14 protein-coding genes and 1 pseudogene are annotated in these 12,251 nt (G+C 48.4%); 12 read left to right on the forward strand and 3 right to left on the reverse strand.

The genetic code is table 11. From position 1 onward, the window contains the following. Positions 1-408: 408 nt before the first annotated feature. The 6 genes from hslV to H591_RS0102655 all read left to right on the forward strand — a co-directional run bounded on the left by hslV (position 409) and on the right by H591_RS0102655 (position 6,508). On the forward strand, positions 409-939 hold the full coding sequence (gene hslV / locus H591_RS0102630) for an ATP-dependent protease subunit HslV (protein ID WP_022965396.1): 531 nt from the start codon (positions 409-411) through the stop codon (positions 937-939). 19 nt (positions 940-958) lie between these two features. Beyond that, positions 959-2,296 carry an ATP-dependent protease ATPase subunit HslU gene (gene hslU, locus H591_RS0102635; RefSeq protein ID WP_022965397.1) on the forward strand — a complete coding sequence of 446 codons (1,338 nt, stop codon included), beginning with the start codon at positions 959-961 and terminating at the stop codon, positions 2,294-2,296. Positions 2,297-2,358: 62 nt separating this feature from the next. Next, positions 2,359-2,733: a gamma-butyrobetaine hydroxylase-like domain-containing protein gene (locus tag H591_RS0102640; protein ID WP_022965398.1), complete on the forward strand. Its 375-nt coding sequence runs from the start codon at positions 2,359-2,361 to the stop codon at positions 2,731-2,733. Between the two features lie 459 nt (positions 2,734-3,192). Continuing rightward, positions 3,193-4,875: a class II poly(R)-hydroxyalkanoic acid synthase gene (gene phaC, locus H591_RS0102645; protein ID WP_022965399.1), complete on the forward strand. Its 1,683-nt coding sequence runs from the start codon at positions 3,193-3,195 to the stop codon at positions 4,873-4,875. A 123-nt stretch (positions 4,876-4,998) separates the two neighbouring features. Further along, the gene (gene phaZ / locus H591_RS14650; protein ID WP_022965400.1) at positions 4,999-5,907 is read left to right on the forward strand and encodes a poly(3-hydroxyalkanoate) depolymerase; all 909 of its coding nucleotides are present in this window, start codon (positions 4,999-5,001) and stop codon (positions 5,905-5,907) included. Next, the gene (locus tag H591_RS0102655; RefSeq protein WP_022965401.1) at positions 5,894-6,508 is read left to right on the forward strand and encodes a TetR/AcrR family transcriptional regulator; all 615 of its coding nucleotides are present in this window, start codon (positions 5,894-5,896) and stop codon (positions 6,506-6,508) included. Before phaZ ends, H591_RS0102655 begins: the two co-directional genes overlap by 14 nt. Before the next feature lie 84 nt (positions 6,509-6,592). Here H591_RS0102655 and H591_RS14655 read toward each other — a convergent pair. From H591_RS14655 to H591_RS0102670, 3 genes and pseudogenes are all read right to left on the reverse strand, one after another. Continuing rightward, a pseudogene (locus H591_RS14655) lies at positions 6,593-7,285 on the reverse strand (phasin family protein); the annotation flags it as partial. A gap of 10 nt (positions 7,286-7,295) precedes the next feature. After that, positions 7,296-7,721, reverse strand: a complete 426-nt coding sequence (locus H591_RS0102665) for a phasin family protein (RefSeq protein WP_022965403.1) — start codon at positions 7,719-7,721, stop codon at positions 7,296-7,298. Between the two features lie 110 nt (positions 7,722-7,831). After that, the gene (locus H591_RS0102670) at positions 7,832-8,107 is read right to left on the reverse strand and encodes a polyhydroxyalkanoic acid system family protein (RefSeq protein WP_022965404.1); all 276 of its coding nucleotides are present in this window, start codon (positions 8,105-8,107) and stop codon (positions 7,832-7,834) included. Positions 8,108-8,246: 139 nt separating this feature from the next. Here H591_RS0102670 and ubiE point away from each other — a divergent pair, with 139 nt between their 5' ends. The 6 genes from ubiE to tatA are packed head-to-tail and all read left to right on the forward strand — an operon-like array spanning position 8,247 to position 12,249. After that, positions 8,247-9,017: a bifunctional demethylmenaquinone methyltransferase/2-methoxy-6-polyprenyl-1,4-benzoquinol methylase UbiE gene (gene ubiE / locus H591_RS0102675; protein WP_022965405.1), complete on the forward strand. Its 771-nt coding sequence runs from the start codon at positions 8,247-8,249 to the stop codon at positions 9,015-9,017. Next, complete coding sequence (locus H591_RS0102680) at positions 9,017-9,634, forward strand: ubiquinone biosynthesis accessory factor UbiJ (protein WP_022965406.1); 618 nt, start codon at positions 9,017-9,019, stop codon at positions 9,632-9,634. The genes ubiE and H591_RS0102680 overlap by 1 nt, the downstream gene beginning before the upstream one ends. Beyond that, positions 9,631-11,205, forward strand: a complete 1,575-nt coding sequence (ubiB, locus tag H591_RS0102685; RefSeq protein WP_022965407.1) for a ubiquinone biosynthesis regulatory protein kinase UbiB — start codon at positions 9,631-9,633, stop codon at positions 11,203-11,205. The genes H591_RS0102680 and ubiB overlap by 4 nt, the downstream gene beginning before the upstream one ends. Positions 11,206-11,256: 51 nt before the next feature. Then, entirely contained in the window at positions 11,257-11,643 is a 387-nt protein-coding gene (gene hisI / locus H591_RS0102690; RefSeq protein ID WP_022965408.1) for a phosphoribosyl-AMP cyclohydrolase, read from the forward strand. Between the two features lie 5 nt (positions 11,644-11,648). Next, the gene (locus H591_RS0102695; protein WP_022965409.1) at positions 11,649-11,984 is read left to right on the forward strand and encodes a phosphoribosyl-ATP diphosphatase; all 336 of its coding nucleotides are present in this window, start codon (positions 11,649-11,651) and stop codon (positions 11,982-11,984) included. 25 nt (positions 11,985-12,009) lie between these two features. Continuing rightward, on the forward strand, positions 12,010-12,249 hold the full coding sequence (tatA, locus tag H591_RS0102700) for a twin-arginine translocase TatA/TatE family subunit (RefSeq protein WP_022965410.1): 240 nt from the start codon (positions 12,010-12,012) through the stop codon (positions 12,247-12,249). The last annotated feature ends 2 nt before the right edge of the window (positions 12,250-12,251 follow it).

Here is a 12,251-nt window from a genome sequence, read left to right on the forward strand (position 1 = left end):
CTCTTTATCGGGAGCGCGGGCGGCTCGCCCGCAAGCACGTTACACAAAATCCCCGAAGATCTAAGCAGTCACTACTCTGACAGTGCGCACGATCTAACAGACAACGCCAATGATTGACAAGTGCTGCGCTGTAGTTGTGATGAGCGAAGCCAGGGATGGCGTAGCGCCGGAGTTGAACCCTGGATGGGTTCATCGACGGATAAACAATTACAGCGCAGTACGACTAACTCCTCTATCTATATCCAAGACACTGCATAGTCCTAGAGTTCATACCACGCACTCCAAGTCTCACCCGCAACGAAACCTCAGAAAAATCTACGACTTTAAGCTGCCACCCTTGAAGCTTGCGTATTGCATCCCCATCTGTAAAGAACCCGGGTGAATGCCCATCAACGTGGAGAATATCCCTTGACCACAATTGTTTCAGTTCGTCGCAACGGCAAAGTCGTTATGGGTGGTGACGGTCAAGTATCCCTTGGCAATACCGTTATGAAAGGCAATGCAAAAAAAGTTCGTCGCCTCTATCACGGCCAAGTACTGGCCGGTTTTGCCGGAGCCACAGCAGACGCTTTTACTTTATTTGAGCGTTTTGAAGGCCAATTAGAAAAACACCAAGGCCACTTGGTGCGCGCAGCCGTTGAGTTAGCCAAAGACTGGCGGACCGACCGCTCGCTGAGTCGCCTCGAAGCCATGTTGGCCGTGGCAAACAAAGATGCCTCGTTAATTATTACCGGTAATGGTGACGTAGTAGAACCTGAGCACGGCCTTATTGCCATGGGTTCTGGCGGTGGTTTTGCGCAAGCGGCAGCCATGGCTTTACTAGAGAACACTGACATGTCAGCACGCGAAATTGCTGAAAAAGCCTTACACATCGCCGGTTCAATTTGTGTATTCACCAACCAGAATTTGACCATCGAAGAGCAGGATAGCGCGATTTAAGCGCTCCTCGGAGACCACTATGTCCATGACACCCCGTGAAATTGTGCATGAGCTTAATCGCCATATCGTTGGCCAAGATGATGCCAAGCGTGCTGTAGCGATTGCCCTGCGCAACCGCTGGAGACGCATGCAGTTATCCGCTGACCTGCGCAATGAAGTGACACCAAAAAATATTTTAATGATCGGTCCAACCGGTGTCGGTAAAACCGAAATCGCCCGTCGCTTAGCAAAACTGGTCAACGCTCCGTTTATCAAAGTGGAAGCGACCAAGTTCACCGAAGTCGGTTATGTCGGTCGTGATGTTGAATCAATTATTCGTGACTTAGCCGATGCCGCAGTAAAAATGCTGCGTGAGCAAGAAATGAAAAACATGCGCAACCGTGCCGAAGACGCCGCGGAAGAGCGCATTCTTGATGCATTGTTACCTCCTGCACGCTCAAGCTCCGACGAAACCCTTGAACGCACCGACTCCAGCACCCGCCAATTATTCCGCAAGCGTTTGCGCGAGGGCCAACTGGACGATAAAGAAATTGAAATCGAAGTAGCCGAAGCACCAATGGGCGTGGAAATCATGACCCCACCGGGCATGGAAGAAATGACCAGCCAGTTGCAGAATCTGTTCTCTGGCATGAACAAAGGCAAAACCAAAAACCGCAAATTGCGTGTCGCCGATGCTCTGAAGCTGATTCGCGATGAAGAGGCCGCGCGTCTCGTCAACGAAGAAGATATAAAAGTGCGTGCGCTAGAAGCCGTTGAACAACACGGTATCGTTTTCCTTGATGAAATCGATAAGATTGCTAAGCGCGGTAATACGGGTGGCGCTGACGTCTCCCGTGAAGGCGTACAGCGTGACTTGCTGCCACTGATCGAAGGCTGCACCGTCAACACCAAGCTGGGCATGGTTAAAACGGACCATATTCTGTTTATTGCCTCAGGTGCCTTTCATCTGAGCAAGCCCAGTGACTTAGTTCCTGAATTGCAAGGTCGCTTGCCGATTCGCGTCGAGTTAAAAGCACTGACGCCAGATGACTTCAAGCGCATTCTCAGCGAGCCTGATGCCTCACTCACTGAACAATACGTAGCACTGCTGGCTACCGAAGGCCTCAACGTTGAATTCACTGCCAGCGGCATTGAGCGCATTGCTGAGATTGCTTGGCAGGTCAACGAAAAAACCGAGAACATTGGTGCTCGCCGTTTACATACGTTACTTGAGCGTTTGCTCGAAGAAGTGTCATTTGACGCGGCTGAATTGGCAGAGCAATACAAAACCAATGCATTAGCAATTGATGCAGACTATGTTGATCAGCATCTTGGTGAGTTAGCCAAAGACGAAGATCTGTCGCGTTATATCTTATAAGTCGGTACTGTTGTGTCAGCGCCTAATCTGGTGCTGACACATTTCCCTAAAGCGAGACCCACATGCTGATCCCTACTCGTATCAAACTCAACAAAAGCTCCAAAACCCTTGAACTCGGTTATGCCGATGGCCAACAGTTTGCTTTACCCGCTGAGTTTTTACGAGTGCACTCGCCGTCGGCAGAAGTACAAGGACACGGCAATCCTATCTTGCAATACGGCAAGATTAATGTTGCGCTGACGGATGTGCAGCCAGCTGGTAATTACGCGCTAAAACTAACCTTTGATGATGGCCATGACAGTGGCATCTTCACTTGGAACTACCTGCATGAACTGGCAACCCAGCACACATCGATGTGGCAAACGTATTTAGCACAACTCAGCGCTGCAGGGCGTTCGCGCGATCCTGATGAGTCAGTTGTACGCATCATGCTTTAACAGTTATTGAGCGCTCAGCAGCGCACATTCCTCCGCTCTAGACTCCCATAAAGAGCCCTTTTCTGGCGCTCTTGCAAAATGCTTTCTGTCATTTTTCTAGTCATCACTCGTCAAACGCTTGCAGACGATAAGTATTTAATTTTTTCGCCATAACAACAGCCTGCAACTTTATCTGCACATCCCATACAGCATCAGCTTTAAGCCTTTTTATCCAAGCAAACGCTCTAGCGCAGAAGTTAGAGCGCTTTTTCTAAAAAATTCACACATACTGCTTGGTTACCAAGAATCAATTTGTGTTTGCATCAACGCAATTTATGAGGTAATCAATCACTTATGTGAATGCATGCACTCATTTATGCTCTGTTCTTTTCGTTTAAGGAAACGCAACGAAACGGATACTTGTATTCAACATATTTGTGCACGCCTGTAATTCTGTCTTTTGGACAATGGAGCGTCATCATGACCAATAAAAATAATAATGAAACACTGACACAGCAAGCAATAGAAAGCACTTTGGGACTTAATCCGGTCATTGGTATCAATGGCAAAGACTTGATTTCAACCGCACGCATGGTGCTTAAACAAGCCCTTCGTCAACCGGTACATAGTGTTAAGCATGCTGCACGCTTTAGTTTAGAAATTAAAAACGTCCTGCTCGGTCAGTCTGAGCTTTCTCCAGAAAAAAGCGATCGTCGTTTTAACGATCCGACCTGGATCAACAACCCAATCTATAGACGCTATATGCAAGGCTATCTCGCTTGGCGTAAAGAGCTACATGACTGGATTGAAGAGAGCAATCTATCGGAGCAAGACATCAATCGCGGGCACTTTGTCATCAACTTGATGACGGAAGCAATGTCTCCGACCAATAGCATGGCCAATCCTGCTGCCGTGAAGCGTTTTTTTGAAACCGGCGGTAAAAGTCTATTTGATGGACTTTCCAACCTTGCCAAAGACCTTGTGCATAACGGTGGCATGCCCAGTCAAACGGATATGAGTGCCTTTGAAGTAGGTAAGACGATTGCCAGCACACCCGGCGCAGTTGTATTTCGTAATGAAGTTTTAGAAGTTTTGCAATATCAGCCCGTTACCGAACAGGTTCACGAGCGCCCTATTCTGATTGTGCCACCACAAATCAATAAATTTTATGTATTTGATCTGACGCCGGATAAAAGCTTGGCGCGCTATTGCTTAAGCAACAGCTTGCAGGTTTTTGTTGTGAGCTGGCGTAACCCTTCTAAGGCTCATCGCGAATGGGGTTTGAACACTTACATTGAAGCGCTCAAAGAGGCGGTTGATGCTGTATGCGCCATTACTGGCAGTAAAGATGTGAACACCATGGGGGCGTGCTCTGGCGGCATCACCAGCGCCGCGCTGCTCGGTCACTATGCGGCATCTAAACAAAATAAAATTAATTCTGTCACCCAGCTGGTGAGCGTTTTAGACTTCACTCTAGACAGCCAAGTGGCTTTATTTGCCGATGATAAAACCCTAGAAAGCGCCAAGCGTCGTTCTTACCAAGCCGGTGTTCTGGAAGGTAAAGAGATGGCGAAAGTATTTGCTTGGATGCGCCCGAATGACTTGATCTGGAACTACTGGGTGAATAATTACCTCCTGGGTAATGAGCCACCAGTGTTTGATATTTTGTATTGGAATAACGATACCACACGACTACCAGCGGCTTTTCATGGCGAGTTGATTGAAATGTTCCGCACCAATCCATTGGTACGCGCTAACGCATTAGAAGTCTGCGATACGCCGGTTGATTTATCTAAAGTGAATGTTGATCTGTATTGCGTAGCGGGCACCACTGACCACATCACGCCATGGGAGTCATGCTACCGCTCAGCATTACTGTTTGGCGGTAAGTGTGAATTTGTACTGTCCAACAGCGGCCATATTCAAAGTATCTTAAACCCTGTCGGCAACCCAAAAGCACGCTTCCAAACCAATACAGAATTGCACGGCGACCCGAAAGTCTGGCAAGAAACGGCGACCAAACACACTGATTCTTGGTGGAAGCATTGGCAGAAATGGATTGAAGAACGCTCAGGAAAGCTCAAAAAAGCTCCTGCAAGTCTAGGCAGTAAAGCTTATCCAACCGGTTACCCAGCGCCAGGCACTTACGTTCACGAACGTTAATTTATATTCTGCAGCGCATGGATGCGCTGTAATACTGCAAACTCATTAGATAATTGCTTATGACACGTCGTCCCGCTGATGCTTGGATAACAGCAACGGGACGTCACTACCAAGAGGCGCAGCATGCCGCTATCCTTTGTTTTTCGTACCATAGACCTTGACGGGCAGACCTTACGTACGGCTGTCCGCCCAGGCACAAGTGCGCTGCCTCCACTGCTTATTTTTAATGGCATCGGTGCCAACCTTGAATTGGTATTGCCTTTTGTTAAAGAGCTCGATCCAGATCTCGAAATTATTGCTTTCGACGTCCCTGGGGTTGGTGGTTCTTCAACGCCAAGCAAACCTTATCGTTTTCCAGGCCTCGCCAAACTCGCCGCGCGTATGCTGGACTATTTAGATTACGGTCAAGTCAACGTCATCGGTGTGTCTTGGGGTGGAGCGCTGGCACAGCAATTTGCCTACGATTACCCAGAGCGTTGCAAAAAACTGATTCTAGCCGCCACCGCAGCCGGCGCAGTGATGGTGCCTGGCAAACCAAAAGTATTGTTACGCATGGCCAGTCCGCGCCGCTACATCCAGCCTTCATACGGTGTGCAAATTGCTGCTGACATTTACGGTGGTGCCTTTCGTCGTGATCCAAAGCTGGCCACGCGTCATGCCAGTAAAGTCCGCTCTGGTAGTAAGCTGGGTTACTACTGGCAGCTGTTTGCGGGTCTAGGCTGGACCAGTATTCATTGGCTGCACAAGATCAAACAACCCACTTTAGTGTTGGCCGGTGATGACGATCCGATTATCCCGCTGGTCAATATGCGCTTACTCGCTTGGCGAATTCCCAACTCGCAACTGCATGTGATTGATGATGGGCATTTATTTTTGGTGACTCGTGCGGCTCTGGTTGCGCCGCTCGTCATGGAGTTTCTCAGCGAAGAGCGTAAGCGCGCAGTTATTCATCCGATCCCTACTCCTTTAGCTGCACCTGCGGATGAGTCAGAAGATGATCTAGCCGATGAACAACCCCATGAAAACACGTGATCGCATTCTCGAATGTGCTTTATTGTTATTTAATCAGCGTGGCGAATCGAATATCTCGACATTGGAGATCGCCACCGAACTGGACATGAGCCCAGGCAATTTGTATTACCATTTTCACGGCAAAGAACCGCTGATTATGGAGTTGTTTGCACGCTTTAAAAACGAACTTGCCCCGCTACTCAACCCACCAGAGCAACTAGAGGTGGAACCGGAAGACTATGCGCTATTCATTCACCTTGTGGTTGAACGTATGGCGGCCTATCGATTCTTCTTTCAAGATTTAGCCAATCTTTCGGTACGCCTACCGCAATTAGCACGACAGATTCGTCAATGGCTCAATCAATTCAAGCACACTTTAGCGACGCTACTAACCCACTTACAGGCTCAAGGTGTACTGGTCAGTGATAGTCAATCGCTTGGTTTACTGGTCGAGCAAGTGACTTTAACACTGCTATTTTCACTCGATTATCAGCGCGTGATGGGCATGGAGCCTGAGGTGCGAGTGGTGGTGTTTAATGTCCTGATGCTGGCAACCCCGCACTTGCATCATTCCCTCAAACCCGCAGTAGAAAAAATCGCGCTACGCTACTTATCTCCTTAATTTTAAATAGCGATGTTTGCAGAAACAAAAAACCCAGCAGAGCTGGGTTTTTTGTACGTCAGTCAGTACTTAGATAAAAGTAACTGGCTTAGGCTTAGCAACTTCTGGCGTCACTGGCGCAGCGTCAGGCTTGGCAGCTGGAGCAACGGCAGGTTTAGCTTGCACTTCTTTCGCTACAGCTGGCTTGTCTGCAGCAGCTTTAGCGGCTGGCTTAGCGGCAGCTGGCTTTTTAGCGGCCGGCTTGGCTGGTGCTTTCGCGGCTGGTTTTGCTGCAGTTTTAGCAGGAGCCTTAGCCGCTGCTTTCGCTGCTGGCTTAGCAGGTGCTTTTACTGCTTTTTTAGCGGCTGGTTTAGCAGCTGCAACAGTAGTGCCTGTGAGCTTTTCAATTTGTGCAGTCAAGGTTTCTACTTGATCTTGCAGCGCTTTAACTTCGTTACGGCTTGGTACGCCTAAACGAGAAATAGCAGAGTTTAAGCGCTTATCAAACGCCTCTTCCAGCTCATTCCACTTGCCCAGTGCTTTGCCTTTAACGCCGCTAACGCGTGTTTTAGCAGACTCTACAGACTCTTTTACCACTTCAACTTGCTTATCAACTTCAGTTTTAGCGACTTTCTCAGCTTTTTCGCCGTCTTTAACTAAGCTGTCAAATAACTTACTGCCATCTTTGCTGACTTTTGAGTATGCACCCAAGCCGGCTAACCAAATTTGGCGACTGTATTTTTCAATTTCAGCAACCACCACATTGCTGCTTTTTTCAGTTTTTTTCTTGCTGCTCATAATATCCACCTTAGTTTTTTTGCTTAGCTGCTTGTTCAACCAGTGCACTTAACTGCTCTAACCGCACTGACAGAGCATCTAAGTCGTTACGAGATGGCATACCAACGCGATTGAGCGCACGTGCAACACGCTTATCAAAAGCATTTTCGATCTGCTCTAAACGACCTTCTACTGCTTCCACAGCATCGCTCTTCACATCATCGATACGCTCATTAACAGCATCAACTTTTTCGCTGATGACTTTCTTGCCATCTTTCTCAACAGTTTCGCCAGCTTTAACCAACCCTTTAAAGTAGTCGTAACCTTCTTGGCCTGCTTTAGCATAAGCACCTAAACCGGCTAACCATGCTTTACGCGTGTACTGTTTAACGTCAGCTAACACGCTCTTAGTTGTTTCTTTAGTGTCTTGCACTTGTTTCGCAACTGCATTACCCATGCTTCACCTCATTATTTAAACTGCAAATTTGGTGCTCCTAGAACAGAGCATGGGTACACAATAGGTAAGTAAATTAGAAACAACATACTAAATACGCTTTAAAAAACGTTTTAACTGAGTTGTTTATCTAAAGTTTCTTCAATTTCACGTTTAATGGTTCCACTTAGCGCCGATAACAATAAGCCCAGTTTTAGGCTAACGCGGACATTCGTCTCATCAACATCAATGCTGCCCTGAGCACCTGTGCGGCGAAACTCTAAAGTGTCTCCCGACCAACGGTAGCTCACGTCATATTGCTGGGCGAGGCGCTCTGCCAACTGCTGAGCCTTAACGCGTGCGCCTTCACGGCCTAAAGTGTGCTGTCGCTCAACTACAATTTTGCTCATTAACTTCCCCTAACCCACTTTTTATCAACAGTTATGCGTTCACTTAGCACAAAGGATATTGTCGCTAATCTGTCCAGCGTCAAGACAAACTGCGCTGTGGGTATTAGAATGCTCGATAATCTGTCTAAGGTGAAGTTTTATGAGTAATCCACGTCAGCCCAATAGCGATGAGCCAACCACCCACTTCGGCTTTCAAGATGTGCCCGAAAGCCAGAAAGCAGAAAAAGTTGCTGAAGTGTTCCATTCCGTTGCAGCCCGTTACGACATTATGAATGACGTACTTTCCGGTGGTATGCACCGCCTATGGAAGCGCTTCACTATCGAACTATCTGGCGTGCGCCGCGGCAATAAAGTCCTCGACATTGCCGGTGGCACCGGCGATTTAGCGCGCAAGTTTTCCAGCTTAGTTGGCCCTGAAGGCGAAGTGGTGCTGGCTGACATCAATGCTTCAATGCTGAAAGTCGGTCGCGACCGTCTCCTCGACAAAGGCGTGGCTAACAATATTAGCTTTGTCCAAGCCGATGCCGAAAAGCTACCGTTTCCAGACAATCACTTTGATGTTGTGACCATTGCTTTTGGTTTACGCAATGTCACCCATAAAGAAGATGCGCTGCGTTCAATGCTGCGTGTGCTTAAGCCCGGTGGACGTTTGCTGGTGCTGGAGTTCTCCAAGCCAAGCAACCCACTGCTGTCTAAGTTCTACGATGCTTATTCATTCAAGTTTATGCCGTTAGCAGGCAAGTTGATCACCGATGACGCGGAAAGCTATCGTTATTTAGCTGAATCAATTCGCATGCACCCCGATCAAGACACCTTAAAAGCGATGATGAGCGATGCAGGCTTTGAACGCGTGACCTTCCACAACATGACCGGCGGTATTGTCGCGTTACACCGTGGAATTAAGCCCTAATGCTGACCCAGTTCGCGCTCGCCAGTGCCGAGTCCGCGTTAAATCGCGTGCTGCAACTCGACAGCACGGCGCAAGCTCGTTTAGCGCCGCTAGCGGGTAAAGTCATCGCGATTGCCTGTTCGATGCCGGCAATCACTGTTTACTTGATACCACTAGAAACCGGTATACAACTGGCTAAGCAATGGCATGCGCCAGCTGACTGCACTTTAACAGCGCCCGCAACCTTGCTATTAAAGCTTGCCAGCAGCGCTAACAAAACCAGCGTTTTGCACCACCCAGAAGTAAGCATCGACGGCAACAGTGCTTTACTAATGGAGCTGGCAGAGATTATGCAAAGCCTCGAACTGGATTGGGAATATGAAGTGTCACGCTGGCTTGGACCGCTACCTACAGCGCTCATCAGCAGCCACTTACGCAGCCGCCGCGACTGGGTCATACAATCGGCGCAAAGCTTGCATTTAAATGCTGCTGACTATTTAGCCGAAGAATCGCGCGCACTGGTGGGGCATACAGAGGCAGACATGCGTTTTAGCGAAATCGATCAACTAAAGCTGGACTTAGATCGTCTCGATGCGCGCATCACGCTCTTACTTAAACGGAATTCAAAGCCTCTATGAAGCTGATAGCCACTCGCCGACTCTGGCGTATTTTACGTGTTGTCATACGCTACCGTCTGGATGATTTGCTGTTTGCTTTGCCGCTACCAGGCTACCTGCGCATTCTGCAATGGTTACTGCCCTGGCGCTGGCTTCCGCGTGGTAAAACCCTACCGCGTGGTGAAGCATTACGTTTAGCCCTTGAAGACTTAGGCCCCGTATTTATTAAGTTTGGCCAAATACTCTCAACCCGCCGCGATTTACTGCCGCCGGATATCGCGGATGAAATGGCCAAACTGCAAGACCAAGTGCCGCCCTTCCCATCAGAACAGTCGATCAAACTGATTGAAGAACAACTCGGTGCATCCATTGCAGAGGTGTTTAGTTCTTTCTCCAGCACGCCACTGGCCTCGGCCTCGATTGCCCAAGTCCACGCCGCGCAACTAAAAAGCGGCGAAGATGTAGTGGTTAAAGTGATCCGCCCGGGTTTAAAACCTATCATTGCCCAAGACCTCGCTTGGTTATTTTTACTGGCCGGCATCGCTGAACGTGCATCGCCTGATGCGCGGCGCTTACGCCCAAGAGAAGTCGTCAGCGATTACGAAAAAACCATCTACGACGAACTCGACCTACTGCGCGAAGCAGCCAACACCAGTCAGTTACGCCGCAACTTCAGTGACTCGCCGCTACTCTATGTGCCGCAAATTTATTGGCAGTGGAGCCGTCCAAAAGTATTGGTGATGGAGCGTATTTACGGTGTTCCAGTAACCGATATGGCCACTTTGGTTGATCAAGGCACAGATCTAAAAAAACTTGCCGAACGCGGTGTCGAGATTTTCTTTACGCAAGTATTTCGCGACAGCTTTTTCCACGCAGATATGCACCCTGGCAATATTTTTGTCAGCACGCGCACGCCTTGGGATCCGCAATACATTGCGATTGACTGCGGCATCATTGGTACGCTGACGCCAGAAGACCAAGATTATTTAGCCCGTAACCTGCTGGCGTTTTTTAAGCGCGATTATCGCAAAGTCGCACAACTGCACATTGATTCTGGTTGGGTTCCTAGCGACACGCGAATCAACGAGTTTGAGTCAGCGATTCGTACAGTCTGCGAGCCTATTTTCGAGCGTCCTTTAAAAGAAATCTCCTTTGGCCATTTATTGCTGCATCTCTTCCAAACCGCCCGCCGTTTTAATATGGAAGTGCAGCCACAATTAGTCTTGCTACAGAAAACCCTACTTAATATCGAAGGCTTGGGTCGTCAACTCTATCCAGACCTCGACTTATGGAGCACCGCGCAGCCTTATTTAGAGCGCTGGATGCGTGAGCGTTATATGCCTAAACACGCCTTAGCACAGTTGCAGCAGCAGTTTGAACGGTTGCCACACTTAGCCAATACCATGCAAGCCAGCCTAGAGAACTTCAATCACAGACCCGAGCCAAAGGCTCAGCCGCAGCGTTGGCTGAACACTTTATTAGGTGCCAGCTTGTTGGTTGCCAGCGCGCAGCTTGGCTTAACCTTTCACTTAGAAGCCTGGCCTGCTTGGTTAATGCTCAGTGCCGGCCTATGCTTAGTGCTGCGTCGCTAGCGACACATATCAAGCCAAAAACTTTACAATATGACAGCTATTGAGAACGACATGAGCAACTGGTTAGACGAAATCAAGTGGGACAGCAATGGTCTGATCCCTGCGATTGCCCAAGATTATAAAACCGAGCGCATTTTGATGATGGCTTGGCTCAACCGTGAAGCGCTTGAGCTGACGGTCAAAGAACAGCGGGCAATTTACTGGTCACGCTCACGTGCTAAGCTTTGGCGTAAAGGTGAAGAGTCTGGACACATTCAGAAATTGCATGAAATACGCCTCGACTGCGACGCCGATGTTATTATCTTACGCGTTGAGCAAATGGGCGATATCGCTTGCCACACCGGTCGCCACAGTTGTTTTTACCGTGTACTGATTGACGGTCAATGGCAGACAGTAGAACCTGTTATAAAAAATCCTCATGATATCTATCAAGGCTGATAAGCATGACTGACGATATTCTGCGCCGTGTAGCACAAGTGATTGATTCGCGTAAAAACGCTGAGCCAGACACCTCTTACGTTGCGAGTCTGCATCACAAAGGCTTGAACAAAATTTTAGAGAAAGTCGGCGAAGAAGCCGTGGAAACCATTCTTGCAGCAAAAGATGCTGCAAGCTCGGGCGATGCCCACGACGTCATTTACGAAACGGCAGATTTATGGTTTCACAGTTTAGTGATGCTTTCTGCTTTAAACTTAGAGCCTCAAGCAGTACTTGAAGAGCTCGAACGGCGCTTTGGCTTATCTGGTCACGCAGAAAAAGCAGCCCGGACAACATCTTAATTATTGGCACTACGGAGTACACATCATGGGCGGCATTAGCGTTTGGCAACTACTGATTATCTTAGCAATTGTTATTGTCTTGTTTGGCACCAAGCGCCTGAAAGGCGTTGGCTCTGACTTAGGTGATGCGATTAAAGGCTTTCGTAAAGCAGTCGACACCGGTGAAGAAAAACCTACTGAAGCAGTTCAAAAGTCTGAAGCCACTGGGCAAACTTTTGATGCCAAAGCCGAACATATCGAAGAGCCTTCTTCTTCTAAAAAATGAGT

This window comes from Denitrificimonas caeni DSM 24390 (assembly GCF_000421765.1).
Taxonomy (GTDB): Bacteria; Pseudomonadota; Gammaproteobacteria; order Pseudomonadales; family Pseudomonadaceae; genus Denitrificimonas; species Denitrificimonas caeni.

Coding starts and splice junctions, on each gene's coding strand:
- H591_RS0102670 (WP_022965404.1), bottom strand. CDS start 8,107: ATGAGCAAAATTGTAGTTGAGCGACAGCACACTTTAGGCCGTGAAGGC.
- H591_RS0102695 (WP_022965409.1), top strand. CDS start 11,649: ATGACTGACGATATTCTGCGCCGTGTAGCACAAGTGATTGATTCGCGT.
- tatA (WP_022965410.1), top strand. CDS start 12,010: ATGGGCGGCATTAGCGTTTGGCAACTACTGATTATCTTAGCAATTGTT.
- H591_RS0102680 (WP_022965406.1), top strand. CDS start 9,017: ATGCTGACCCAGTTCGCGCTCGCCAGTGCCGAGTCCGCGTTAAATCGC.
- ubiB (WP_022965407.1), top strand. CDS start 9,631: ATGAAGCTGATAGCCACTCGCCGACTCTGGCGTATTTTACGTGTTGTC.
- hisI (WP_022965408.1), top strand. CDS start 11,257: ATGAGCAACTGGTTAGACGAAATCAAGTGGGACAGCAATGGTCTGATC.
- phaC (WP_022965399.1), top strand. CDS start 3,193: ATGACCAATAAAAATAATAATGAAACACTGACACAGCAAGCAATAGAA.
- H591_RS0102640 (WP_022965398.1), top strand. CDS start 2,359: ATGCTGATCCCTACTCGTATCAAACTCAACAAAAGCTCCAAAACCCTT.
- H591_RS0102655 (WP_022965401.1), top strand. CDS start 5,894: ATGAAAACACGTGATCGCATTCTCGAATGTGCTTTATTGTTATTTAAT.
- H591_RS0102665 (WP_022965403.1), bottom strand. CDS start 7,721: ATGGGTAATGCAGTTGCGAAACAAGTGCAAGACACTAAAGAAACAACT.
- hslU (WP_022965397.1), top strand. CDS start 959: ATGTCCATGACACCCCGTGAAATTGTGCATGAGCTTAATCGCCATATC.
- phaZ (WP_022965400.1), top strand. CDS start 4,999: ATGCCGCTATCCTTTGTTTTTCGTACCATAGACCTTGACGGGCAGACC.
- ubiE (WP_022965405.1), top strand. CDS start 8,247: ATGAGTAATCCACGTCAGCCCAATAGCGATGAGCCAACCACCCACTTC.